The sequence below is a fragment of the Streptomyces sp. NPDC048659 genome, assembly GCF_040650575.1.
Classification (GTDB): Bacteria; Actinomycetota; Actinomycetes; order Streptomycetales; family Streptomycetaceae; genus Streptomyces.
The window spans coordinates 1-23,783 of the sequence record NZ_JBEZHM010000086.1 but is presented as its reverse complement, the minus strand read 5'-3'; the positions used below and the strand labels follow the sequence as shown (position 1 = coordinate 23,783).

The window sequence follows — 23,783 nt, the reverse complement described above, 5'->3', positions numbered from 1 at the left end:
GGAGGGGCTCAGCCCCGCCGAGCTCGCCGCCTGCGTCTCCGCGCTCGTCTTCGAGGCGCGCCGTTCGGTGCGGACCCCGGTTTTGCGCTGTTCTCCAGGAAGGTAGCCCCCACATGTCCCGCAAGGCCCCGAAGCCGAACCGGCGTGCCAAGTCGTCCCCCGCCCCCGTGGCGCCGCCGAGGGAGTTCCGGCTGCCGGAGAACACCACCCCCGGTCTTCCCCCCGTCGAGGACTTCGCCGCCCTCGACATGCCCGCCGCGCTGCTGAAGACCCTCGCCGCGCAGGGCGTGACCGCCCCGTTCCCCATCCAGGCCGCCACGCTGCCGGACTCGCTGGCCGGCCGCGACCTGCTGGGCCGGGGCCGTACGGGCTCGGGCAAGACGCTCGCCTTCGGGCTCGCGCTGCTCGCGCGCACCGCCGGGCTGCGGGCCGAGCCGAAGGCGCCGCTGGCCCTGGTCATGGTGCCCACCCGGGAGCTCGCCCAGCAGGTGACCGACTCCCTCACCCCGTACGCGACGGCGGTCAACCTGCGGCTCACCACCGTGGTCGGCGGCCTGTCCGTGACCAAGCAGGCCAACGCGCTGCGGCGCGGCGCCGAGGTCCTGGTGGCCACCCCCGGGCGGCTGAACGACCTCGTCGAGCGCGGCGACTGCGTCCTGGACGACGTGCGGATCACGGTCCTCGACGAGGCCGACCAGATGACCGACATGGGCTTCCTGCCGCAGATCACCCGGCTGATCCAGCAGGTGCGGCCCGGCGGCCAGCACATGCTGTTCTCGGCGACCCTGGACGGCAACATCGACCGCCTGGTCCAGCGCTTCCTCAAGGACCCGGTCGTGCACTCCACCGACCCGTCCGCGGCCACGGTGACCTCCATGGAGCACCACGTGCTGCACGTGCCGGACGAGACCGACAAGAAGGCCGTCACGACGCGGATCGCGGCCCGTGACGGCCGGGTGATCCTGTTCATCGACACCAAGCGGGCCGCCGACCGACTCGCCAAGCGGCTGCTGACGGCGGGTGTCCCGGCCGCCGCGCTGCACGGCGGGCGCTCGCAGAACCAGCGCACCCGGACCCTGGACCAGTTCAAGAACGGCCAGGTCACCGCGCTGGTCGCCACCAACGTGGCGGCCCGGGGCATCCACATCGACGACCTCGACCTCGTGGTGAACGTCGATCCCCCGACCGACCACAAGGACTATCTGCACCGCGGCGGGCGCACCGCCCGCGCCGGCACCTCCGGCAGCGTGGTCACCCTCGTCCTGCCGGAGCAGAAGCGGGACGTCCAGCAGCTCATGACCCACGCGGGGATCCGCCCGCTGACCACCCGCGTCACGTCCAGCGACCCGCAGCTCGCGGAGATCACCGGCGCCCGCGAGCCCTCCGGCGTGCCCGTCGTCCTCGACGTGCCGCAACCGACCCAGCCGAAGGCGGCGCGGCCGGCCCGCAGGTCCGGCCCGAAGAACGGCTCCCGGGGCGGCGGCGCCCCGGCGGCGGACGCCCCGGCCGAGGGCCGGCGGACCCGCGCGGCGGGCGGCGGGCGCTCCGGCGCCGCCGCGGCGTCCGCCGAGGGCTCCGGCACCCGGTCCCGGCGCCGCCCGGCCGGCGGCGGCACCACCGCCGCGGGCGCGGGCACGCGGCGCGGCGGCCAGGGCGGCGGCGGTCCCCAGGGCGGCGAGCGCCGGACCGGCGGCCGCTCCGCCGGTCGCGGCGCGGGCACGGGCGCGTCCGGCGGCGGCTCCGGCCGCGGCCGGGGCGACTCCGCCCGCGGCACCGGCGGCGGCCGGCGCGGCGCGGCGGGCTGAGGCGGCCCGCACGACGACGAAGCCCCCGGCGGCGGGGTCCCTCCGAGGAGGGGCCCCGTACCGCCGGGGGCTTCGGCGTGCCCGCTACGGCTTGGGCAGGGTGCAGCCGGGGCGGTTGAGGTCGATCACGTTGCCCGCGCCGACGCACGGGACGATCGTGTAGGTCTCCTGGGCGTAGTTGATGCCCTGGCGGACCGTCACGGCGCCGTTCTGGTCGACCTCGCAGGGGTTGTTCAGGGTGCAGCTCTGGCCGCTCTCGTTGCCGGTGTTGTTGACGGCGACGACCTTGCCGGTGGTGGTGTCGACGACCGGCGAGCCGGAGGTGCCGCCGATGGTGTTGCAGGCGGAGGTGTAGCGGACCGAGTCCTTCCAGGTCCACTCGCCTTCCTTGAGGCGGTAGACGAAGCCGTCGACGTTGCAGCTGTAGATCCGCTTCCAGTAGCCGGACACCACCTTGATCGACGAACCCTGCGTCGGGTGGGCGTCGTTGAGGGTGAGGGCCGCGATGCCGTACTGGCTCTGGATCTGGGCGTACGTCTTGGTGAGCTGGTAGATCGAGATGTCCGTGTCGGTCATCGTGGCGTACGAGATCTTGCTCGCGCGCAGCGTGGCGACCTTGGTGCCGGCCGAGTTGAGCAGCGAGAAGGAGCGGCTGGAGGCCACGTCCTTGACGACCTGTCCGGCGCCCGGCATCCCGGACTCCAGACAGTGCCCGTTGGAGAGGATCAGGCCGGGGTCGGAGGGCTGCGAGTTCGGCATCCGGACCAGCGAGCCGGAGCAGTTGCTGAGCGCGACGGTGCCCGCGTAGTCGACGGCGAGGGCCGCCGCGGCCTTGGGCTGGGCCTGGGTCTGGGCCTTGGTCTGGGCCGCCGGGGCCTGCGGCGGCGCGGACGCCAGGGCCGGGGCCGCGCCCGCTCCGGTCAGGAGCAGCGCGAGCAGGGCGCCGACGAGAGGCTTCTTCATGTGGGGGTTCCCCTCTGGACATGCAACCGAAGATCCTCCGGTTGTCATGTGCATTCTTAGAACAGCGGCCCCAACCCACAAGAGGGCGTCACGAATCGAGCCATCCCCCGGGCCCGCCCCGCGGCTCAGCCGCCCAGCACCTCCACGTGGTCCCCCACCGCCACCACCAGCACCCGCGTGCCCGGTTCGGCGGTCCGCCAGCGGTGCCGGACGCCACCGGACATCAGCAGGGAGTCGCCGCGCCCCAGCCGGTGGATCCGGCCCTCGGCCTCGACCTCCACCGCGCCCTCCGCCACGTACATCAGCTCGTCGTTGCGGTGCCGGAACTCCCGGTCCGCCTCCTGCTCCCCGGTGAACTCCAGGGCGTGCAACTGGTGCCGCCCGCGCACCAGCGGCCGGACCCGCGCGGCGCCCGCCCCGTCCCCGCCGGTCCCGCCCGCGGCCAGCCCGCCGCCGTCGCCCGCCCTGACCACCTCGACCGTGCGGGTCTCGTCGGAGGCGGCCAGCAGCTGCACGGCGGTCGTGTCGAGCGCGTCCGCGATCCGCTGGAGCGAGCGCATGCTCGGCCGCGCCCGGTCGTTCTCGATCTGGCTGAGGAACGGCGAGGACAGCCCGCTCCGCCCCGCCAGATCGGCGAGCGTCAGCTCCAGCGCGCGGCGCCGGCGGCGCACGGCCGCCCCGACCCTCGGCGTGTTCGCACCGTCCATGTCGCCTCCGCCCGCCCTTCCCCCGCCCCGCGCCGACCGGCGCGCGCTCCCGCCGCTCAACGGCACCCTACGCCGCCCGCGCCGCCGGTCCGGAGACGGTTTCGCACGGCTGACACACGCCCGTCACATGACACCTCTAGCTTCAAAGTCGGTTGCTCTCATCAAAGAAACTTTGACAACTCGACGCCCTGGAGGCGAGCCCCGCCATGCCCGTGATCGACCAGAACTCCCGCCGCCGGCGCCCCACCGGCCTCATCGCCCTCGACGAGGACACCGCCTCCCCCGGCTACACGCTCTACGCCCCGCTCACCGGCACCGGTCAGGTCCACCTCGTCGACCTGCACGGCCGCGAGGCGCACCGCTGGGAGCTGCCCTACCGACCCGGCCGGCACGCCCGGCTGCTCACCGACGGGACCCTCGCCTACAACGGCGTACTCCCGGGCGAGCGCGCCCTGTTCCCGATGTGGCACAAGTACCGCGGCGGCGTGATGCTGAAGGCCGCGCCCGACGGGACGGTCCTGAGCGAGCACCGCGACCCCCTCCAGCACCACGACGCCCACCACCTCGACGACGGGCGCGTCCTGTACACCGCCCTCGAAGCCCTCACCGGCGGGGACGCCGCGGCGGTACGGGGCGGGGTGCCCGGCTCCGAGGCCGCGGGCGGCACCGTCTGGGCCGACACCATCCGCGAGGTCGGCCCGGACGGCGAGCTCCTGTGGTCCTGGCGCGCCGCCGAGCACCTCGACCGCGCGGAGTACCCGCTGCACGAGGCGTACGCCCGCGAGCACTGGCCGCTGATCAACAGCGTCACCCCGCTGCGCGACGGCAACATCCTGGCCAGCCTGCGCAGCGTCTCCGCCGTCGTCGTCATCAGCCGCGCGACCGGCGCGGTCCTGTGGCGCAGCCGCCCCGGCACCGTCAGCCAGCAGCACGCCCCCACCGAACTGGCCGACGGCCGCCTGCTCGTCTTCGACAACGGCGTCTTCCGGCCCGGCCACGACGTCCCCCACTCCCGGGTCGTCGAGCTCGACCGGGCCACCGGGGAGGTCGTCTGGGACTACCGCGACCCGGCCCGCGAGTTCTTCTTCGCGCCCTTCATGGGCTCCGCCCAGCGCCTGCCCAACGGCAACACCCTCGTCACCGACTCCCCCTCCGGGCGGCTCTTCGAGGTCACCAGGGACGGCTACCTGTGCTGGGAGTACGTCGTGCCGTACTTCGCGGGCTACGCGGAGAGCGAGGTCCGCGGGCTGTTCCCTGCCGAGCCCAACGCCGTCTTCCGCGCCTACCGCTACACCGCCGAGGAGATCCCCTGGCTGGAGGCCACGGCATGACCGCCGCCCCCGCGCGCGACGGCGCCACCGCGACCGCACCGGCCCCGGACCCCGCCGACGCCCCCGTACCGGCGCACCGGCTGCTGCCGCTCGCCGCGCAGCACGTGCTGGCGATGATCGCCGCGCCCGTCTCGACCGTCTTCCTCGTCGCCGGGACCCTGCGGCTCTCCCCCGGCGCCGCCGCCTCGCTGCTCAGCGCCGTGCTGCTGCTGTGCGGCGCGGGCGCCCTGCTCCAGTCGCTCGGGGTCTGGCGGATCGGCGGCCGGCTCCCGTTCGTCATGCTGCCCGGCGGCGCGGCGACCGCGCTCTTCCTCCAGATCGCCCAGGACCACGGCGCCGCCACCGCCACCGGCTCCGTCCTCCTCGCGGCGGCCCTCCTGGTGGCCGTCCTGCCGCTCTACGGGCGGATCGTGCGGCTCTTCCCGCCCCTGGTCATGGGCGTGACCGTGCTGCTCATCGGCGTGGCGATGATCCGCGTCGCCGCCCGGCTCGTCACCGGGCCCGACGGCACCGGCGAGCCGCGCGCGGTGCTCCTCGCCGCCCTCACCGTCGCCGCGACCGTCACCGCGTACGTCCTGCTGCGCGGGGTCTGGCGGCAGACCGCCGTCCTCATCGGGATGGCCGCCGGGACGCTCGTCGCCGTGGTCACCGGGCTCGGCGCCTTCACCCCGGCGGCGGGCGACGGCTTCGCGCTGCCCGCCCTCCTGCCGTACGGGACGCCCCGCTTCGACCTGGTCGCCGCCCTGCCGCTGCTGATCTTCAGCCTGACCACGCTGGCCGAGATCACCGGCCAGACCGTCCTCAACAGCGAGACCGTCGGCCGGACCCCCGACCCGGGGCGCGACGTGCCGCGGGTCGCCCGCGCCGACGCCCTGGTCTCGCTGGCCGGCGGCCTGTTCGGCACCTCCCTCATGGTGACCAGCGCCGAGAACATCGGCATCGGGCGCCTCACCGGGGTCCGCAGCCGCTTCGTCACGGCGGGCGCGGGCGTGCTGCTGATCGTCCTCGGCGTCGCCACCCCCGTCTCCCGCGCCCTCGCCGGGATCCCCGAGGCGGTCGTCGGCGGCTCCGCGCTGGTGGTGTACGCCGTGATCGCGGTGATGGGCGTCGAGATGCTCCGCCGCGCCGACCTCTCCGGCAGCGGCAACGGCTCCCTGACCGCCGCCCTCGCCCTGACCGTGGGGCTGCTGCCGCTGCTCGTCCCCGACCTGTACGCGGGCTTCCCCGGCTGGGCCCGCACCGTCCTCGGCAGCGGCGTCGTGGCCGGCACGCTCACCGCCGTCCTCCTCACCGCGCTCCTGGGCCGCGCGCGGGGTCCGGCGCCGGACCCCGGGGAGGCGCCGTGACCTCGCGCGGGGTCGCCGTACGGAAACGCCCGGGGGCCGGAGCGGTGTGTGCCGCTCCGGCCCCCGGGCCGGTTTCCGTGCGGGACGCCTCAGAGCTGCTCGTCCTCCGGGATGCTGACCAGCCAGCGGGTGTCGCGGCGCGGGCGCAGGTACAGGGCCCAGTAGAGGGTCGCGACGGCGGTGATGCCGCCGGTCCACAGCAGGTACTCCGTGTCCTGCATGTACAGGACGTACGCGAGGACGCCGATGAGGAGCACCGGCACGGCCGGCCACAGCGGCATCCGCCAGGCCGGGACCTCGCGGTGCGCGCCCCGGCGGCTGAACAGGGCGGCGACGGCGACCAGCAGGTACATGCCGGTGACGGAGACGCCGGTCACGCCGTACAGGGTGTCCAGGTTGACGAAGCAGAGGGCCGCCCCGGGGACGCCGACCGCGAGGGTGGCCACCCAGGGGGAGCCGAAGCGGCCGAGGCGGGAGAGGGCGTTGTTCACGGGCTCCGGCCACGCCTTGTCGCGGGCGGAGGCGAACAGGACGCGGGAGTTCTGGATGACCATGACGATGCCCGCGTTGACGATGGCCAGCGCGACGCAGAGGCTGATGAAGGTGCCGACGGCGGAGTTGGACCAGGCGGTGATCATGCCGCTGATGTCGCCGCCGGTGAGGGTCGCCAGGTCGCCGGCGCCGAGGGTGATCGCGATGACCGGGACCAGGATGACGGCGGTGGAGATGGCCAGCGTGGCGAGGACGGTGCGGGCCACGTTGCGGCGCGGGTTCTCCAGCTCCTCGGAGAGGTAGACGGCCGTCGAGAAGCCCTGGGTGACGAAGAGGGCGATGGCGAGGCCGGAGACCACCATGGCGCCGGTGACCAGCGAGTGCCCGCCGCCCGCCGAGGCGACCTCGCCGTGGACCAGGGCGCCGACGCCGCGCTGCGAGTGGGAGAAGCCGAGGACCGCGACGATGCCCGCGGCGACGACCTCCAGGACCAGGAAGATGCCGGTGATCCAGGCGTTGGCCCGCAGGTCGAGGAGGCCCGCGAGGGTGGCGAGGATCATGACGCCGGCACCGGCGAGCGGGGCCGGGATGTGGACCAGGGGCGCGAGGTAGTCGGCGGTCCCCATGGCGATCACCGGGGGAACGATCATCACCACCAGCAGCGACAGCACGAACACCAGCCAGCCGGCGAGCCGGCCCGAGAGGGTGGAGACGATGGCGTACTCGCCGCCCGCGCTCGGGATCAGGGTGCCCAGCTCGGAGTAGCAGAACGCCACGCCGATACAGAGCAGCGAGCCGATGGCGATGGTGAGCGCCGCGTAGGTGCCGACGCCGTCGAAGAGGTCGGGGACGACCACGAAGAGGGTCGAGGCGGGGGTCACGCACGAGAGCGTGAGGAGGGTGCCGCCCACGACACCGATGGAACGCTTGAGTTTCTGCGGCACGGGTTCGGTCGGGGGGGCCAACGCGTGCGGGGCGCTGAGGGTGTCCGTCATCAGGCGGTTCCGATCGGTGCGAGCGGTGTTTCCGAGCGGGAGCGGTATCGCCTCCGAGGCGTCCGGTGTCAGATGGGTCCGTGGCTCCCGGGCTGAATGGAAGCTCGGGCGGAACCGCTGGTCAATGGGTGTCCCGCTGCGGAATCCGTTGTTCCAGGATGCCTGAGGACCCACCGGGGGCGCTAAGAACGCGCTAAGAAGCCGTCGTCGGCGCATACGGGAACCGCAGCCCTCGCACCAGGACTTTTCCCGCGCTTTACCCCGGGTACGGCTCCGGGCCCCGCTCCGGGCCTTGCCCCGCCCGCTCCTCCGCCCGCTCCCCCGCGCCCTACTCCGGGCGGCCGAAGCGGCGGGCGGCCCACAGCAGGGTGAGCGTGCCCAGCGCGAGCAGCAGCCCGGCCTCCAGGAGCAGCGGGGGCGGGCCGCCCGCCCACTCGGGGCCGCCGACGGCCGCCTGCCCGGGGACGCGCAGGGAGACGCAGCGGCGCAGCAGGTCCACTCCGTACGCGAGCGGGTTGACGGTCGCCAGGGCGCGCGCCCAGCCCGGCAGGGAGTCCAGGGGGAAGAAGGCCCCGGACAGGAAGAGCAGCGGCATCATCAGCAGGCTGAGCAGCGTGTGGAAGGTCTCCGGGGCGCGCAGCGTGACCGCGAGCGCCAGGGCGAGGGCGGTGATCGCGAAGGAGGCGAGCAGCATCCCGCCGAGGAGCAGCAGCAGGAGGACCGGGTCGTACGGCAGGCCGACCGGGCCGGCCAGGCAGAGCAGCACGGCGCCCTGGGCGGCGGCGACGACGGTGCCTCCGGCGCAGCTTCCGAGGAGCAGCGTGGAGCGGCTGACGGGGGCCATGAGGAGCTCGCGGAGGTAGCCGCTCTGGCGGTCGGTGATCAGCCGGATGCCGACCATGATCGCGGGGGTCTGCACCGTCATGACGAGCATGCCGGGGAAGAGATACGTCTGGTAGCCGGTGCCCAGGGACGCCTGCGGGATCAGGGCGGCGAGCCCGCCGCCGAGGGCGAAGAGGTAGAGCACCGGCTGGAGCAGGACGAGCGCGGTGTGGGAGCGCTGGCAGACCAGCCGCAGCAGGTCGCGCTGGACCAGGGCGTGCACCGCCCGCAGCTCCTGGCGCAGCCGGGGCGCCGAGCCCCGGTCGGTGGCGGCGGGCCGCAGGGTGACGGCGCTCATCGGGCTCCTCCGGGGGCGGCCGGGGCGGGCTGCATGCTGCGGCCGGTGTGGTGGAAGAACACGTCGTCCAGCGTGGGCGGGGTGGCGGAGGCGGCGTGCACGGCGATGCCGTGGCCCGCGAGGGCGGCGCACAGGCGCGGGATCCAGGTGCTGCCGTCGGGCACCCGCAGCCAGGTCCCCTCGGCGTCCGCGGTGACCGGGTGGCCCGGCGGGGCCGCGTCGGCGACGATCTCGCGGGCGCGGGGGTCGTCGCTGGTGCGCAGCACGACCCGGTCGTCGCCGATGGCGGCCTTGAGCGCGTGCGGCGTGCCCTGGGCGACGAGCCGCCCGTGGTCGATGATCGCGATGCGGTCGCAGTTCTCCGCCTCGTCCAGGTAGTGCGTGGTGACGAAGAGGGTGCTGCCCTGCCGGTCGCGCAGCTCCCGCAGGTGCGCCCAGATCTGCGCGCGGGCGTGCGGGTCCAGCCCGGTCGTCGGCTCGTCCAGGAACAGCACGCTCGGGGAGTGCAGCAGCTGGCGGGCGATCTCCAGGCGGCGCCGCATGCCGCCGGACAGGGCGCGTACGGGGGAACGGCGCCGGTCGGTGAGGCCGGCGGGTTCGAGCACCTCGGCGGTGCGGCGGCGGACCTCGCGGCGGCTCAGCCCGTAGAGGCGGGCGTGCACGCGCAGGTTCTGCTCGACCGTCAGGTCCGGGTCGAGGGCGCTGTGCTGGAAGAGGATGCCGACCTGGCGGCGCACGTCGTGCGGCCGGGTGGCGACGTCGAAGCCGGCCACGGTGGCGTGACCGGAGGTGGGGCGGGCGAGCGCGCACAGCAGGGAGATGGTCGTGGACTTCCCGGCTCCGTTGGGGCCGAGGAAGGCGAAGATCTCGCCCTCGCGCACGTCGAGGTCGAGGCCGCGGACGGCGTCGACGGCGGTGCCGTCGGGGCCGGGGTAGCTCTTGACGAGGCCGCGGGTGCGGACGGCCGGCTCGGCGCCGGGCTCCGGGGGGCGGGCGGGGGTGCGGGCTCCGGCGGGGGCTCCGGTCAGCAGGGCGGTCGCGGTGCGGTCGTCGTCACCGGCGGTTGGCTGCATGGGGTCTCGTCCTCACCGTCGGCTGCGTCGGGCTCGTGGGGGTCCGTCGGGTTCCGCGCGCGGATCCCGCTCCGGCCGGCGGCTGCCACGGGGCGCCGCCGGCCGGAGGGGAGAGGCCGCTACGCGCAGCTGATGCCGATACAGATGGTGTTGAGCACCGTCAGCAGGCCGACGCAGGCGCACGTTCCGCTGAACGAGTCGCCGTCGACACCGACCGGCTCGGTCTCCGGAAGGGCGTGCAGGTGGGCCAGCAGCTCGAAGTCCTGGTTCTCCATGACATTCTCCTTCTCTTCTGACTCTTCTGAGATGGGCGGCGGGGTTTCCCCGTCGCTCAGACCGGCTGCTGGATCATCCAGTGCCGGGGCTCGGTGTGGCGGGTCCTCAGGAGGAACGCGAGGATTCCCGCGGACCCGTCGCTCCAGCTCGTCGAGACGTCCCCGTACTCGTTGGGGAAGACGACGTGGCTGCCGCGGTGGGTGCGTTCGGACACGATCAGGCGGGCCAGCTCGCCGGCCATCGCCCGGTAGGCGGGGTCGCCGGTGGCCTCGGCCAGGTCGAGGAGGTAGTCGCCGTTGCCGGCGAGGCCGTGGCACTGGGTCAGGGCGGCGCGGGAGGCGCGCTCGGTCACGGCCTGGGCCCCGGCCCGGGCGAGGGCGCCGTAGCGCTCGTCGCCGGTGGCCCGCCAGAGGCGGACGAGGAAGGAGCCGATGCCGGCGGAGCCGTGGCACCAGTACGGGGCGGTGGGCACGTCCGTCTCCTGGGCCGGCCACTGGGCGGCGCCGCCGACGAGGACGGCGTGGGCCACCAGGTGTTCGCCGGCCGCGACCGCGAGCTCACGGTGGTCGGGGTTCTTGGTGACGGCGGCGGCCTCCAGCAGGAAGCAGCCGATGCCGGAGCTGCCGTGGGCGAAGCCCAGGTAGCGCTTGCCGGCCTCCGCGACGACGGCTTCGGCGGGCACGGGCCAGCTCGCCCCGGACGGGGTCACGCGGGCGGCGGCGACCAGCCGGTCGGCGGCCTCGGCGACCCGCTCGGCGAAGCGGGGGTCGCCGGTGCGGTGCCACAGGTGGACGGCGGCCATGCCGCTGCCGGCCGAGCCGTGGGTGATGTCGTGGCTGGGGGTCCGGTCCTGGGGGGCGAGCGCCAGCGCCAGGGCGTGCTCGACCAGCGCGGGCTCGTCGACGGCGCGGCCGGCCTCGTACAGCGCCCAGGCGGTGCCGCCGCCGCCGAAGTGGAGGCCGGGGCGGGTGGAGCGGGTGGGGGTGCGGTCGGCGATCCAGCGGCCGGCGGCGGAGATCACCCGCGGCAGGCGGTCGTCGCCCGTGGTCTCGAAGTACCGGGTGAGCACGGCCAGGACACCGGCCGCGCCCTGCTGCACGGTGCAGGCGTCGGTCTCCCCCGCCTTGGTGGAGACGGGCCACAGGCGCGCGTCGCCGTCCGGGTCCATGGTGTCGACGAGGTGCCGCACCATTCCGGCGATGACGGCGTCCGTCGCCTCGGCGTCGGAGGGGGCGCCGGCCGCGGCTGCCGGGGCCGGGAGCGTCCGGGGGTCGGCGGTCGCGGCGGGCCCGCCCGTACAGCTCTCGCGGAGCGCGTCGCGGGCCCTGGCGGGGGTCCAGCGCGCGGCCGGTTCGTCGCGCATCAGGCCGAGGACCGCGGCGCGCAGGGCCTCGGAGAGTCCGAGCGACGCGGCGCAGGCGTCGAGCCAGGCGGCGAGCCGGGTCTCGGCCGGGCGGTCGGCGGGCTCCTCCTCCAGCAGGTTGGGGACCTTGCCGGTGAGGACGAAGCAGAGGGTGGCGCCGAGGCTGTAATAGTCGCCGGTCGGGGAGACCGGCGCGTCGGTCAGGCGCTCGGGCGGGCTGAAGCCGGGGGTGCCGACCCGGGTGGGCAGGGCCTCGTCGTCGGCGAGGACGGCGAGCTCCAGGTCGATGAGGCGCAGGGCGCCGTCGGGGCGGACCATCACGTTGGCCGGGGTGAAGTCGCGGAGCACGCAGCCCTGGGCGTGGGCGGCCTCGACGAGCTCGACGAGCCGTCCGGCCTGGGCGAGGGCGTCCGCGTGGTAGCGGGCGGCGCCGACGTCGCGGAAGTGCTCGGCGACCCAGGTCCGCAGCGGGATGCCCGGCACCTCCTCCTGGGCGAGGAACAGGTGCCCGCCGACCTCGAACATCGCCAGCGGCTCCGGGGCGAGCCCGGTGCCTCTCAGCTTCTCCAGGGTGCGGGCCTCGGCGCGCAGCCAGTCGCGGACGTCGCCGCCGGCGGCGTCGGCCTCCACGTGCGGCCGGGTCTCCTTGAGGACGACGGGGGCGCCGGTGCCGGTGTCGGTGGCGCGGTAGACGCCGCCCTTGTTGGTGTGACGGATGGCCTCGCGGACCGAGAACCGGCCGCCGAGGAGCACCGGGCGCCGTGCCGCCTCCTCCTTGGGGGGCGCGACCGGGACGGTGTCCGGGAAGGGGCTGACGGCCCAGGCGGGCGGGGCGTACTCACCGCTGCGCCGGTCCTCCACGGGGTTGCCGTCGGGGTCCTCGATGTACCACACCATCAGGCCCTGGTCGGAGAGCCGCCGTCGGCCGACGAAGGCGCCGTAGCGGTAGTGGACCAGGCTGTTCGGGGCGTAGGGCCGGTCGGAGAGGATCCGGGGTCCGGCGAGGCCCTCGGTGGCCGTGTGGAGGTCCTGGGCGAGGCGGGCCGCGTCGGCGTCGGACGCCGGGTAGACGGTGAGGAACTTGCCCGAGCTGCCGCGGGGCGTGGCGCGGGTGTTGAGCGCGCCGACCTGCTCCAGGGAGCGGGCGAACTTGAACACGGAGGTCTCGCGCAGCAGCACTTCCAGGGCCTTGGCGAGCACGGCCGGCGCGGAGGCGGCCGTCGCCGACACGTGCAGCTTCCAGCCCTGGGCGCGTCCGGTGGCGGAGAGCGGTGCCACCCGGCACCAGTTCTCGTCGGACTCGCTCGTCCAGCTCTCGTCCAGTCCCATGGCGCTCAGTGCGCCGTGGAGCAGGAGCTCCAGCTCGGACTCGGTGGCCTGCGTCGTCATGCTCATCCCTCTCAACGGGTGTGCACCGCTGAGGGGGAGCGTGCCCCGACGCTCTTGTCATACCAACACACCTGCCACGGGATTCACTTGATTCGACGAGCGCACGCCTCTCGTGTGCCACCTTGTGGCGCGACCGCGCGGAAAGGGCGTGCGGCGGCGCACTACGGGGCGCACTTCGTTCAGCGCACCCCCTCCCAGAGGGCGCGTTCGCGGGCGCGCGGGTCCTCCACCTGCACGGCTCCGTCGGCGCCGAACTCCATCGTCGTCCGGCGCTCGGGGGTGTACGCGGCCCAGCCGGGGTCGCCGGTCGCCGCGAAGCGGACCCACGCCCCGTGCATGGCGTCCGCGAGCTCCTGGGGCGGCCGGTCGCCGAGCAGCGGGGCGTAGGCCGGGTCCTGGAGGCGGTCGAAGACGAAGGGCAGATCCAGCGCGTGGCAGGCTCCGAGCGTCCCGCCGAACCGGGGCGAGCGCCACGCGAACTCGTACAGGTGCGAGCCGGGGACGGCCTCGGCCAGGCGGACGGCGGGGATCCGGTAGAACCAGTCCGTCGCGACGGCGTCGAGGAGCACACCAGGGGAGGCGCCGGGGCGCCCGGCCTCGTAGACGGGCAGGGCGGTGTCGGGATCGAGCCCGTAGGCCCTGGTCAGGGCGGTGAGGGTGGTCCCGGGCAGGACGTCGAGACGGCCGGTGGGGACCAGGAAGAGGCGGTACTCCTCGCGGTTGGAGCCGATCAGCAGGTCGACCCCGAGCTCGGGCCCGGGGAGCGCGGGCGCGGGCCTGACCGGCTCGAACGGCATCATGTCGAGCGCCGCCTCGCCCCACAGCGCCGGGTCCGGGCGCGCGTTCACCTCGCCGCGCAACTCGGCCTGTGCGGGCAGGAGTTCGTCGAGCGGGACGGCGGCGAAGGCGGCCGGGTCCGGGGTGATGCCCAGCTTCCGGGCGAGGCGGGCGGCGATGAGCCCGGCGGAGGCGGGGCGCTGGGTGTGGTGGCAGGCCCCGGACTGGAGGATCGCACGCCGGAACAGGCCCCGGGCCGCCGGTTCGGTGAGCAGCACGCCGATGCTCATGGCGCCGGCCGACTCGCCGAAGACGGTGACCCGGTCCGGGTCGCCGCCGAAGCCCGCGATGTTGTCCCGGACCCAGCGCAGGGCGGCGATCTGGTCGAGCAGGCCCCGGTTGTCGGGGTGGCCGGGGAGCCGCAGGAAGCCGTCGGCGCCGAGCCGGTAGTTGAGGGTGACGCAGACGACGCCGTCGCGGGCGAAGGCGGCGCCGTCGTAGGCGGGGAGCGAGCCGGCCCCGTTGGTGAACGCCCCGCCGTGCAGCCACACCATGACGGGCAGTCCGGCGCCGCGCTCGGGGGCGGGGGTCCAGACGTTCAGGTTCAGGCAGTGCTCGCCGGTCGCGGCGGAGTCCGGGACGAGCGCGTCGAAGGGCGGCGCGTAGGGGGCGTGCGGCGCGGCCGGGCCGAAGGCCGTGGCGTCCCGCACGCCCGTCCAGGACGCGGGCGGGGCGGGCGCGCGGAAGCGGAGGGCGCCGAAGGGCGGGGCCGCGTAGGGCAGGCCGAGGAAGGCGGTCACCCCGTGGGGCAGGGGGCGGCCCCGGACCGCCCCCTGCCGGGTGGTGCGCACGGTCATGCCGACAGCACCTCGGCGAGCGCGGCGCCGAACTCCTCGGGCCGTTCGAGGTGGACGGCGTGGCCCGCGCCGGGGACGGCGACCTCGCGGACGCTGCCGCCGGCCGCCGCGTACCGGTCGAGGACGTGCCGGGTCTGGGCGACCATCGGCTGCGCGGGGGTGCCGTCCCAGCCCGGCACGGCGCCGACGGAGCCGAGGTGGGCGAGGTCGAACAGGGAGGTGTCGGCGACGATCACGTCGTCCTCGCCGCGGATCCACAGGACCGGCGGCTTCGGCTCGACCAGGTGCAGGTCGTCGACCCGGAAGTGGACCGGGGCCAGACAGTTGAGCACTCCCCGGGTGCCGGGCGCGACGCCGGGCCAGGCGTCGGACGGGGTGCTGTCGCCGGGGTAGTGGCCGTCGCCGGTGCGGGTGGTGAGCATGGCCTCGACGTACGTGTCCTCGTGCGCGGGGCGCAGCGGCGGCTTGACGTAGCAGCTCGCGAGGACGGCGCGCGGGGAGAGCGGGGAGTCCTCGCCCCGGTCGCCCTCGGCGAGCAGGCGCACGAACTCGGGGTTGGCGGTGCCGCCGCCCGATCCGGCGCCGTCCGGGGAGTTGAGGGTGCCCTCGGGGCCGCGGGTGCCGCCGAAGCCGTACGGGGAGACGGGGCTGACCAGGGACAGCGAGCGGACGGCGGCCGGACGGTCGCGCAGGAACTGCATGGCCACCCCGCCGCCCATGGACCAGCCGACCAGGTGGGCGCCGTCGATCCCGAGCGTGTCGAGGAGCGCGGCGAGGTCGTCGGCGTAGTCCCGGACGCCCCGGGTGGCGTCGACGGGCAGCGGGTCGGTGCCGCCGAAGCCGCGCAGGTCCACGGCGATGGGGCGGTAGCGGTCGGGGAGCGCGGTGAGGCTGGTGTGCCAGAAGGCGGAGGTGGAGACGTTGCCGTGGACGAAGAGGACGGGCTCGCCCTCGTCGCGGAGGTCGGTGATCTGCTGGGTCAGCCGCGCGGTGGCGACGCGGCGGGTGCGGAGCGCGTTCATGTCGGTCCTTCAGGAGAGCCAGGCGGCGATCTGGGCGGCGGCCGTGGTGTGCCAGCCCAGTTCGAGGTGGTTGGCGGCGGCGACGGTGGCCTTGCCGCCGACGGTGGGGATGCCGGTGGTGTCGAGGGCGCTCGCGGTGAAGACGACTCCGTCGCTGGGGCCGCGGTTCTCGTTGAAGATGCCGACGATGTCGGCGGAGCCGCCCGCCAGCAGGTACGTGGTGACGGAGGCGGGCACGCCCGCGCCGTGCAGCGGGGCGATGAGCGACCCCGCGTCGATGGCCGCCTGGATGCCGCCGCCCGCCGTGTAGAAGCCCTGGCCGCCGTAGTAGGTCGTGTACCAGTCCTGGGCGGCGCCGTCGACACCGTAGACACCGTCCCAGCGGGCCAGCATCTGGCGCTGGCCGGGATAGTTGTCCTGGCCGCCGGAGGGGGTGAAGGAGAACTCCGGGTGGGCGGTGTAGAGGCCGTAGCAGGTCATGTGGGAGTGCGGGGAGGGCGCGTTGACCTTGCCGCCGCACTCGGGCCAGATGGAGAAGTCGTGGGCCCAGCCGTGGGCGTACGGGTAGTCGTAGCCGCCGTTCGGGCCGCCGACGGTGATCAGGCGGCGCACGTCACCGGCGTACGCGCGCCCCCAGGCCGGCTTCACGGACGACACGTACGCCCGGGTGGACATCTCGCCCTTGCTCCAGCCGACCAGGTCCACCTGGGTGACGCCGAGCCTGGCCTTGACGAGGGCGACGGCGTCGCCGACGACCTGCGCCTGCATCAGGTTGTCGCCCTGCTTGTGGGCGAAGCCGACGGCGAAGACGCGGTGGCCGCGCGCGGAGAGGTACTGCATGAGGCCGGTGGACGGGCAGCTCGCGGCGCCGCAGCCGTAGCCGCCGGACTCGCCGGGGTTGGCCCAGGCGCGGTCGGCGGTGTCGTTCGCGCCGTGCACCAGGAGGACGGGCGTGGTGCGGGTGCCGGTGTCCCAGCCGGGCGCGGAGTAGAGGAGGAACTTCCCGGACGAGGGGCGGGCGGCGCCGCCGAAGTAGGTGACGCGCACCCCGTCCTGGTCGCCCCGGCCGTCCGCCGGGAAGCCCTCGGCGCGGAAGCCGGGGGTGGTGTCGGCGTAGCGCTCGACCCGGCTCCAGCCGTTGGTGACGGTCCCGGCGCCGTAGCTCGCTTCGAGGGTGAGGTACGGGGGCGGGGCGGCGACCGTGGCCGGGGCGGCTCCGGCCGCGTCGGCTGCCGCCGGGGCGGCTCCGGCGGTGGCGGGTGGTCCCGCCCATGCCGCCGCGACGATCCCCGCCACCGCCAGGGCGCGCCCGGCCCGCGCCCGCCAGCCCCGCCCGTCACGCCAGCCCTGCCGGCCCAGCCCCAGGCTCCGTCTTCCGGCCATGTCCCGGCCTCTTCCCCGGTCGTGCGCCCGCGGCGCGTCCGCCCGGTGCCGCCCCGGCACCGGGTGGGGACACGCTAGGCGGGCGCCACGACACGGGGGCATGGCGCCGCCCCACACAAAGGGAGCCGCCCACATGGCGGCTCCCTCCACTGCCCGGGGCTCAGACGAGCCAGGGCCGCCACACCGGGGGCCGCCCGGTCGTCGCTCCCCACCGCTCGGCCTCCGCCTTCCACGCGGTCACCGCGAGCGCGAGGCTCCCGTCCGCGCGCTGGGCCTCGATCAGCTCGTCGCGCTCCGCCTCGGCGGCGCGCCTCAGCTCCTCGGTGCCGGCCTTCTCCGCCTCGATCTCCCGCGCGAGCCGCTCGGCCCGCTCCCGGCGCCGCGCGTGGGCCTCGGTCTCCGCCTTGACCTGGTTGTGGATCCGCTCCCGCAGCTCCTGCACGGTGGCCTCGTCGAAGCGGTCCCGGGGGAACTTCGCGGAGGACTCCTTCCCGTCCGGCCGCACGAAGACCAGGAAGAGGAACGTGCGGAGCGCGTCGATGCGGACCTCCCGCAGCCCGGCCAGTGGCAGCCGCAGCCGCAGCTCTGCCCCGTCGGGGCCGTCGCCGGACGTGCCGTCGGCGCCCCCCGGCCCGGCCGCTCCCCCGGGCCGCTCCTTGTACAGCCGCACCTCCCGCTCGAACAGGCGGACCTCGCCGACGCGCTCGCCGAGCGGGGCGCCCCGCTCGTGCCCCAGCAGCGACCTGCGCCGCCCGTCCAGCTCGCCCACGCGCCGGGTGCCGTGGTCGGTGACGTCGACGATCCGCCGCGCGGCCCGCGCCCGCTGCCCGCGGTGCTCCCGCACGATCCGGCGCCGCTCCCGGTGCACGGCGCGCAGCCCCTTGCGCAGGTCCGCGTGCGCCGCCCCGAATGCGTATTGCCAGCCCGCGGGCCGGCACGGATACAGCAGCACTTGCCGGACGACCGCCAGGAGCACCGCCACCGCTACCACCGTCACCACGGCGATCGCCATCCCCACCGCTGTCCCCTCCCGCTCGCCGGCCGCCGGCCGAGCCCCCGCGCGGGGGCGCCCGTACGGAGTGTCCCGGCTCAGCCGCCGGACCGGAACACCCTCAGATCGCGGACCTCGTACGACATCTCCCGGGTGCCCGGGTCGGGGGCCGGGTGGTAGCGGCCGGCGCAGACCGAGAGGTTGACGATCAGGTAGGCGTGCCAGCTCCGGCCCACGCCCCGCCGGTCGTCGAAGACCTCCTCGGCGTCGAGCGCCCAGGTCACCGAGCGGGCCCCGAAGTCGACGCGCAGGTCGATCCAGCCGCCCGGCCGGACGGCGGAGGAGCGGTGGTAGCGGTGGGTGTTGCGGACGTGGTTGCTGAGTTCGAGGAGGTCGGGATTGTCGGGGTGGTACTCGAAGACGTCCACCTCCTGGCCGCCGTCGCGCCAGGTCCAGATCGCGGGCCAGGCGCCCGTCTCCTCGGGGAGCCGGACCCTGGCCTCCAGGGTGTCGCCGGTGCGGAGCTGGAAGCCCTCGCGGCTGCCCTCCGTGGTCAGCAGGCCGGTGTCCCAGAGCCCGTCGCGCCGCCGGGTGGCGCGGAACACCCCGCCGCGGCTGTACGCCGGGTCGTCGACCAGGTGGTCCAGTTTGTTGTCGCCCGGGTTGACCGGGCCCCCGTTGGGATAGGCCCAGCTCCGGCCCGCGACCCATTGGTCGGGCGAGCTGAAGTCCGCGGTGAAGACGGGTTCCTCGGGCGACGGCCAGGTGGACATGCGCGCTCCCTCACATCGGCTGCCGGTGGTACTGCCGCAGTTGTGCCCAGCGGACGCGGACCGATGCGGAATCACTCACTCCTGTCCGGTAGTCGCCACGCCGGGCGCCTCGGACCGGCGGCCCCGGGACGTCCTCGCGGGGGCGACGACGATCAGGGCGTCCTGCCGCGACCAGGTGCGGACGCCGTCCTTCGGCGGGTTGAGCAGCGGGACCCGGGTGTCGCCCGGCCGGTAGCCGAGCGCGGTGGCGCCCCGCCGCCCGGCGGCCTCGACGAGCGCGGCGAACGACGCCTCCGTACCGGCGGGCACGTAGTCGGTGACGGGGCGGAGCCGGACCGTGTGGCCGTCCGGGGAGAACAGCTCGCCGAAGGCCGCGGCCAGTTCGGCGGTGCCCGAGATCTGGGCCAGCAGCAGCCCGACGAGCCGCCCGCCGACGACGAGGTCGGTGCCGGGGCCGACCGGGGCGAGCGGCCGGTGCCGGGACTCCGTCAGCTCGGCCACGACCGGGACCCCCGGCCCCGGCCCCCGCCCGGCGGCCCGCAGCCGCAGCAGGGAGACCAGGGTGTGCTCGTCCGGATCGGGATGCCCGTCCGGCCCGCCGAGCACGAGCACGGCGTCGGCGGCGGGGAGCGGAGGGACGGACTCCGCCGGATACGGGGCCGGGGCGGGGACCCGGCCGGGCTGGACCGGGCCAAGGAGCGGGCCGCCCGGTCCCGGGCCGCCCGGGACCGAGTCGCCCGGGCCGTCTTCCCGGACCGGCTCCCAGCCCTGCCGGGCGAGGGCGGCGGCGATCTCCGGGCCCCGCCGGTTCCAGCCGACGACCAGGACGCGGCGGGAGGCGCGCGCCCCGTCCCGCCCGCGCGGCGCCGGCGCCGGAGCCGGGAGCGGCGGCGCGGCGGGGGCCGCGGTCCAGGTCGGCGGGGCGGCGTCCTCGGCGAGGACGACGACGGCGTCGCCGGGGCGCAGCACCGTGCGCGGCGGCGGGTTGAGGAGCGGGGTGCCGTCGGGGCGTACGACCCCGAGGACGCAGGCGTCCGCGCAGGCCGCCCGCAGTTCGGCGAAGGTCCGCCCGACGAGCCTGGGGACCCGGTGGACGTGCAGTTCGGCGCCCGCGAAGTCGAGCAGGTCCTCCAGGACGGGCGCGAGGCCGGGTTCCGCCACGCACTGCACGAGGGCGCGGGCGGCGATGCCGTCGACGTCGAGGACGACCGCGCCGGGCCCGGCGGCGAGCCGCGCGGTGCCGAGGTGGCGGGTCTGCCGGACGGCCGCCACGATCCGCACCGGGCGCGCGTCGCCGACCACGGCCCGTACCGCCAGCAGCGTCTTGACCACCTGGGTGTCGCCCTCGGGGGTGTCCGGCGGCAGCACCACGACCGTCCCGGCGGCGGCGGGTCCGACCCGGGCGAGGGCCGCCGGGTCGGCGGGCCTGCCCCGGCGGCAGAGCAGCCGGACCCGGCGGGTCCCGGCCGCGGCGGCCACCGCCCGTAACTCCCGTTCCATCTCCGGCTTGTCGCGGTCCGCGAGGACGACGACGGCGCCCCGGCGCCGCTGGGCGTGCGCGGCGAGGAGTTCGGCGACGAGCGTCGGGGTCTGCTCGGACCAGCCGAGGACGAGGGTGTGGCCGCGCTCGACGACGGTGGACTGGCCCCGGTGGAGCTCGGTCAGCCGGTCGGTGAAGGCGGTGGTGACGAGCCCGACGAGGGTGGAGACGTACAGCAGGGAGACCAGGGCGAGCAGCACGGAGAGCGCGATCCGCAGCGGCGGGCCGCCCTCGCCGCCGAGCCGGAGGGTCTGGCCCGCGGTGCGCCACACGCTCGCGAGCTTGCCCCGGAAGGTGACGGGCGAGCCGGCGTCGGTCCAGACGAGGAGGGCGCTCGCCGGGGCCACCACGGCGAGGCAGACGAGCGCCAGCCAGCCCGCGGCGGCGGTCATCCCCTTCACCACGGTCCGGTCGATCCAGTACCGCGTGCGGTCCCGCAGCGGCGGATCGGGCCGGTACCGGGGGCGGGCCCGGACGGGGGCGGACGGGGGCGGAACGGCCGCGGGGCGGCTCGTCCGCTGGGGCGGGACCGTGGACCGGCGCTCCTTACGCACCTCAGCAGGGTGACGCCGGCACCGGGGCGAAACGCCGTCGTCGGCCGCCATTCATCCTTTCGGGCAGGCGGCCTGGTGTCAGGTGTTCGAGCCGCGCGCCGCCGGGCCGGCCCGCCCGCCCCGCCGGTGGGCGGGGCGGGGCACGTCGGCCCGGGGGGAGGCGTCAGCGGCGGACGGCGACCGCCGCCTGGTGGCCGGAGGGTACGGCGACATCGGCGAGGTACCAGCCGGCCGGGGCGGCCGGGACGGGTCCCGCGCCGACGTACTCGGCCGAGGGGTCGGCGCCGAGCCCGACGCCGGTGCCCTTCAGATACGCCTCCTTGCGGGTCCACACCCGGGCGAAGGCGGCCGGGCGCAGCTCGGCGGCGAGGGCGGCCAGTTCGGCGGACTCGTCGGGGTGCAGGACCTCGGCGAGCTCGCCGACCAGGTGCGGGGCGGGGATCCGTTCGATGTCGACGCCGACCGGGGTGGTGGCGACGGCGATCAGGCTCAGCCCTTCGCAGTGGGAGAGCGAGAAGTGCAGCCGCCCGTCCGGGAGCACCGGCCGCCCGTGCGGCTCGCCGCAGCAGGGGCAGGGCGCCCGTTCGACGGTGACGCCGCGGGGCGCGACGCCGAGGTGGGCGCCGAGCAGCCGGCGCAGCCCCACGTGCGCGCAGAGGTACGTGGCCCGGTCCCCCGGCCGCCGGAACTCCCCGGCCTTGGCGAGCTCCTGCGCGTCGAGGACGAGGGAGGCGTAGCGGGCGGCGCTGTCCTCGTGGGTCTCGGTGGCGACCAGCCACAGCTGCGGCCGGCCGGCCCGCGGCCCGGGCGGCAGCACGGGCGCCGAGGGCAGGACGGGGAGCGGGGAGGGACGGAGGAGTACGGGGCCGGGGGCGGCGGGCAGGCCGGCGGCGGGGACGTACAGGTGGAGGGAGGGGGCGGCCGGTTCGGACCCGGGCCCGGGGGCGTACAGGGTGGGCGGTGGTGCGGGGGTCTGCGGGGTCATGTCTGCCTGCCTCACACGGACGTGGCGGTGGTCTCCGGTGCGGTACGGATGCGGTCGTCGGCGCGCTCGTCGGCGCGCTGGTCGGCGCGCTGGTCGGGGTGTTCCTCGGTGCGCTCCTCATCGGCCTTCCCAGTGGCCTTCTCGGCGGACTTCTCGGCGGCCTTATCGACGGACTTCTCTGCGGCCTTGCCGGTGGTGCCCGCGCGCAGGGCGAAGGCGGCGGCGATCGGGGAGACGAGGGCGAGGCCGGCGCACAGGAGCCAGGTGCCGGTCACCCCGAGGTGCAGGGAGAGCGGGGTGAAGACGGCCAGGGAGAGCGGCGCGGCGCCGATCCCGGACAGCGCGAAGGTGGACATCGCGGCGCCCATCCGGCCCTCGGGCACGGCCTGCTGGTAGGCCGTCACCAGGGCGGGGCCGTTGAGGCCGGAGAGCAGGCCGACGGCGGCGGCGGCCGCGGCCAGCAGGCCCGGCGAGGGCACGAGGGCCATGGCGCCCATGCCGAGGGCGAGGCCGGTGCCGGTCACCACGAGCTTGAGGTGGGTGGGGATGCGGTGGGCGAGGGCGGCGCCGAGCGCGGCCGAGGCGAGCGCGCCCGCGCTGAAGGCGGCGAGGACGAAGGCGACGGCGCCGACGCCCCAGCCCTGGTCGGAGGCGCGCAGCGGCAGGGCGACCTCGGCGGGCCACAGGAAGGCGAGGTCCATGGCGAAGCAGGCCACGAACATCCAGCGCAGCCGCGGGTGGGCGGCCAGCAGCCGGAAGCCGTCGCCGGAGCGGCGCAGCAGCGAGGGGCCGCCGGGGGCCGGGGTCTCGGGCCGCTTCATGCCGTGGGTGACGTGGGCGGCGCAGCCGAGCCAGAGGGCGCAGCCGAGGGCGGCGGCGGTCATCGCGCCGGGCAGCCCGCCGACCACGACGAGCCAGGCGCCGAGCGGGGAGCCGGCGATCGGGGCGAGGCGCAGCACCATGGAGAAGAGGGAGTTGGCGCGGCCCAGGTGCTCCTGGGGGGCCAGGTGGGGCAGCAGGACGCCGGAGGCGGGTCCGGAGAGGCCGAGGAGGGTGCCGTCGATCAGGGCGATGACGATCAGCGGCCACAGGGTGTGGGTGGTGGCGGTGACGACGACACCGGCGGCGAGGACGACGACGCGGAGGCTGGTGGCGCGCAGCAGGAGGGCGCGCGGGCCGAGGAGGTCGGTCAGGGCGCCGCCGAAGAGCAGGAGCAGGGCGCGGGGCAGGGTCGCGGAGAGGGTGACGGCGGTGACGGCGCCTCGGCCGCCGAGCTGGACGGCGGTCCAGCTCATGGCGATGAGGAGCGCGAAGCTGCCCGCCTGGACGGCGGCCTGGCCGACGACGAGGCTGCTGATGCGGCGCCAGTCGACGGCGGGGGCGGGCGGATCGGCGAGGGGCGTGGCCATGGGGTCGGCTTTCTGTGGGCGGGTACGGGGCGGATGCGGGGCGCGTGGGTGGGTGGTGCCGTCGTGGGCGGGGGCCGGGCGGGCCCCCGGGGGCCGCGGTCGGTCAGTGGTGGGGGTGGACCCGGGGGTGGACCCGGGGGTGGGTGGCGAGGGTGCGGGGGGTGCCGTGCAGGGTGGCGGCCACCGCGAGGGCGACGGCGCGGCCGGTGGCCCGGCGCAGGGCGCGGGGGGCCAGGCCCCGGGGCGCCTGGAGTTCGACGTGGCCGCCCAGGTAGCCGCGGCCCGCCTCGGCGAGGACGCGCTGCGCGGTGGTCCGGGCGGCGCCGTCGACCCCGTACGGCAGCGGGGCGCGGCCCGCGGCGCCGACGGTGACGCCGGGGGTCTCCCGCACCGAGAAGCGGGCGCGCACGGTGCGGGAGGCCCGGCGGCGAGGCGGCCTCAGCACGGGACCGCTCCCTGGGCCGGGTCCCAGAGGTCGTCCGGGGCCAGGGCGGCGGGCGCGTACTTGCCGAGGGCGCTGATCAGCAGCCGCAGTTCGAGGGCGAGGGCCTCGGCGAGGCGCTCCAGGCCGT

19 protein-coding genes are annotated in these 23,783 nt (G+C 75.9%); 3 read left to right on the top strand and 16 right to left on the bottom strand.

Features of this window, described 5'->3' with window-relative positions; translation table 11 throughout:
- The first annotated feature begins 113 nt into the window (after nucleotides 1–113).
- Complete coding sequence (locus tag AB0C99_RS36595; protein ID WP_362484341.1) at nucleotides 114–1,805, top strand: DEAD/DEAH box helicase; 1,692 nt, start codon at nucleotides 114–116, stop codon at nucleotides 1,803–1,805.
- A gap of 84 nt (nucleotides 1,806–1,889) precedes the next feature.
- Here AB0C99_RS36595 and AB0C99_RS36590 read toward each other — a convergent pair whose 3' ends face one another.
- Nucleotides 1,890–2,768, bottom strand: a complete 879-nt coding sequence (locus AB0C99_RS36590) for a serine protease (protein WP_362484339.1) — start codon at nucleotides 2,766–2,768, stop codon at nucleotides 1,890–1,892.
- Nucleotides 2,769–2,893: 125 nt separating this feature from the next.
- Nucleotides 2,894–3,475, bottom strand: coding sequence for an XRE family transcriptional regulator (locus AB0C99_RS36585; RefSeq protein ID WP_362484337.1), 582 nt, complete (start codon nucleotides 3,473–3,475; stop codon nucleotides 2,894–2,896).
- Between the two features lie 206 nt (nucleotides 3,476–3,681).
- Between AB0C99_RS36585 and AB0C99_RS36580 the strand changes: the two genes are divergently transcribed.
- On the top strand, nucleotides 3,682–4,806 hold the full coding sequence (locus tag AB0C99_RS36580; RefSeq protein ID WP_362484335.1) for an aryl-sulfate sulfotransferase: 1,125 nt from the start codon (nucleotides 3,682–3,684) through the stop codon (nucleotides 4,804–4,806).
- Entirely contained in the window at nucleotides 4,803–6,152 is a 1,350-nt protein-coding gene (locus AB0C99_RS36575) for a solute carrier family 23 protein (RefSeq protein WP_362484333.1), read from the top strand. Before AB0C99_RS36580 ends, AB0C99_RS36575 begins: the two co-directional genes overlap by 4 nt.
- Before the next feature lie 89 nt (nucleotides 6,153–6,241).
- On the opposite strand, the gene AB0C99_RS36570 is transcribed toward AB0C99_RS36575, so the two are convergent.
- The 14 genes from AB0C99_RS36570 to AB0C99_RS36505 all read right to left on the bottom strand — a co-directional run bounded on the left by AB0C99_RS36570 (nucleotide 6,242) and on the right by AB0C99_RS36505 (nucleotide 23,656).
- Entirely contained in the window at nucleotides 6,242–7,639 is a 1,398-nt protein-coding gene (locus AB0C99_RS36570) for an APC family permease (protein ID WP_362484331.1), read from the bottom strand.
- A gap of 328 nt (nucleotides 7,640–7,967) precedes the next feature.
- A complete protein-coding gene (locus tag AB0C99_RS36565) occupies nucleotides 7,968–8,819 on the bottom strand; it encodes an ABC transporter permease (protein ID WP_362484329.1) in 852 nt (283 codons plus the stop codon).
- A complete protein-coding gene (locus tag AB0C99_RS36560) occupies nucleotides 8,816–9,892 on the bottom strand; it encodes an ATP-binding cassette domain-containing protein (RefSeq protein ID WP_362484327.1) in 1,077 nt (358 codons plus the stop codon). The genes AB0C99_RS36565 and AB0C99_RS36560 overlap by 4 nt, the downstream gene beginning before the upstream one ends.
- 119 nt (nucleotides 9,893–10,011) lie before the next feature.
- Entirely contained in the window at nucleotides 10,012–10,167 is a 156-nt protein-coding gene (locus AB0C99_RS36555; RefSeq protein WP_362484325.1) for a VenA family class IV lanthipeptide, read from the bottom strand.
- 56 nt (nucleotides 10,168–10,223) lie between these two features.
- Nucleotides 10,224–12,920 (bottom strand): class IV lanthionine synthetase LanL, encoded by a 2,697-nt coding sequence (gene lanL / locus AB0C99_RS36550; protein WP_362484323.1) that lies wholly within the window; start codon nucleotides 12,918–12,920, stop codon nucleotides 10,224–10,226.
- 179 nt (nucleotides 12,921–13,099) lie between these two features.
- Nucleotides 13,100–14,554, bottom strand: a complete 1,455-nt coding sequence (locus AB0C99_RS36545; RefSeq protein WP_362484321.1) for a carboxylesterase family protein — start codon at nucleotides 14,552–14,554, stop codon at nucleotides 13,100–13,102.
- Nucleotides 14,551–15,576 carry an alpha/beta hydrolase gene (locus tag AB0C99_RS36540; protein WP_362484319.1) on the bottom strand — a complete coding sequence of 342 codons (1,026 nt, stop codon included), beginning with the start codon at nucleotides 15,574–15,576 and terminating at the stop codon, nucleotides 14,551–14,553. Before AB0C99_RS36540 ends, AB0C99_RS36545 begins: the two co-directional genes overlap by 4 nt.
- Before the next feature lie 9 nt (nucleotides 15,577–15,585).
- The gene (locus AB0C99_RS36535; protein WP_362484318.1) at nucleotides 15,586–16,959 is read right to left on the bottom strand and encodes a lipase; all 1,374 of its coding nucleotides are present in this window, start codon (nucleotides 16,957–16,959) and stop codon (nucleotides 15,586–15,588) included.
- A gap of 160 nt (nucleotides 16,960–17,119) precedes the next feature.
- Entirely contained in the window at nucleotides 17,120–17,971 is an 852-nt protein-coding gene (locus tag AB0C99_RS36530; RefSeq protein ID WP_362484316.1) for a hypothetical protein, read from the bottom strand.
- A gap of 77 nt (nucleotides 17,972–18,048) precedes the next feature.
- A complete protein-coding gene (locus tag AB0C99_RS36525; RefSeq protein WP_362484314.1) occupies nucleotides 18,049–18,723 on the bottom strand; it encodes a beta-glucanase in 675 nt (224 codons plus the stop codon).
- Nucleotides 18,724–18,798: 75 nt separating this feature from the next.
- Entirely contained in the window at nucleotides 18,799–20,817 is a 2,019-nt protein-coding gene (locus AB0C99_RS36520) for an NAD-binding lipoprotein (RefSeq protein ID WP_362484312.1), read from the bottom strand.
- A gap of 163 nt (nucleotides 20,818–20,980) precedes the next feature.
- Nucleotides 20,981–21,802 (bottom strand): 4'-phosphopantetheinyl transferase superfamily protein, encoded by an 822-nt coding sequence (locus tag AB0C99_RS36515; RefSeq protein WP_362484311.1) that lies wholly within the window; start codon nucleotides 21,800–21,802, stop codon nucleotides 20,981–20,983.
- Between the two features lie 11 nt (nucleotides 21,803–21,813).
- Entirely contained in the window at nucleotides 21,814–23,211 is a 1,398-nt protein-coding gene (locus tag AB0C99_RS36510) for an MFS transporter (RefSeq protein WP_362484309.1), read from the bottom strand.
- A 103-nt stretch (nucleotides 23,212–23,314) separates the two neighbouring features.
- The gene (locus AB0C99_RS36505) at nucleotides 23,315–23,656 is read right to left on the bottom strand and encodes a hypothetical protein (protein ID WP_362484307.1); all 342 of its coding nucleotides are present in this window, start codon (nucleotides 23,654–23,656) and stop codon (nucleotides 23,315–23,317) included.
- Nucleotides 23,657–23,783 lie beyond the last annotated feature (127 nt).

Excerpts from the sequence above, each read along its gene's own strand:
- AB0C99_RS36590 (WP_362484339.1), bottom strand. The coding sequence starts at position 2,768 with ATGAAGAAGCCTCTCGTCGGCGCCCTGCTCGCGCTGCTCCTGACCGGA.
- AB0C99_RS36515 (WP_362484311.1), bottom strand. The coding sequence starts at position 21,802 with ATGACCCCGCAGACCCCCGCACCACCGCCCACCCTGTACGCCCCCGGG.
- AB0C99_RS36555 (WP_362484325.1), bottom strand. The coding sequence starts at position 10,167 with ATGGAGAACCAGGACTTCGAGCTGCTGGCCCACCTGCACGCCCTTCCG.
- AB0C99_RS36530 (WP_362484316.1), bottom strand. The coding sequence starts at position 17,971 with ATGGCGATCGCCGTGGTGACGGTGGTAGCGGTGGCGGTGCTCCTGGCG.
- AB0C99_RS36595 (WP_362484341.1), top strand. The coding sequence starts at position 114 with ATGTCCCGCAAGGCCCCGAAGCCGAACCGGCGTGCCAAGTCGTCCCCC.
- AB0C99_RS36560 (WP_362484327.1), bottom strand. The coding sequence starts at position 9,892 with ATGCAGCCAACCGCCGGTGACGACGACCGCACCGCGACCGCCCTGCTG.
- AB0C99_RS36535 (WP_362484318.1), bottom strand. The coding sequence starts at position 16,959 with ATGGCCGGAAGACGGAGCCTGGGGCTGGGCCGGCAGGGCTGGCGTGAC.
- AB0C99_RS36545 (WP_362484321.1), bottom strand. The coding sequence starts at position 14,554 with ATGACCGTGCGCACCACCCGGCAGGGGGCGGTCCGGGGCCGCCCCCTG.
- AB0C99_RS36585 (WP_362484337.1), bottom strand. The coding sequence starts at position 3,475 with ATGGACGGTGCGAACACGCCGAGGGTCGGGGCGGCCGTGCGCCGCCGG.
- lanL (WP_362484323.1), bottom strand. The coding sequence starts at position 12,920 with ATGACGACGCAGGCCACCGAGTCCGAGCTGGAGCTCCTGCTCCACGGC.
- AB0C99_RS36565 (WP_362484329.1), bottom strand. The coding sequence starts at position 8,819 with ATGAGCGCCGTCACCCTGCGGCCCGCCGCCACCGACCGGGGCTCGGCG.
- AB0C99_RS36525 (WP_362484314.1), bottom strand. The coding sequence starts at position 18,723 with ATGTCCACCTGGCCGTCGCCCGAGGAACCCGTCTTCACCGCGGACTTC.
- AB0C99_RS36570 (WP_362484331.1), bottom strand. The coding sequence starts at position 7,639 with ATGACGGACACCCTCAGCGCCCCGCACGCGTTGGCCCCCCCGACCGAA.
- AB0C99_RS36575 (WP_362484333.1), top strand. The coding sequence starts at position 4,803 with ATGACCGCCGCCCCCGCGCGCGACGGCGCCACCGCGACCGCACCGGCC.
- AB0C99_RS36540 (WP_362484319.1), bottom strand. The coding sequence starts at position 15,576 with ATGAACGCGCTCCGCACCCGCCGCGTCGCCACCGCGCGGCTGACCCAG.
- AB0C99_RS36510 (WP_362484309.1), bottom strand. The coding sequence starts at position 23,211 with ATGGCCACGCCCCTCGCCGATCCGCCCGCCCCCGCCGTCGACTGGCGC.
- AB0C99_RS36580 (WP_362484335.1), top strand. The coding sequence starts at position 3,682 with ATGCCCGTGATCGACCAGAACTCCCGCCGCCGGCGCCCCACCGGCCTC.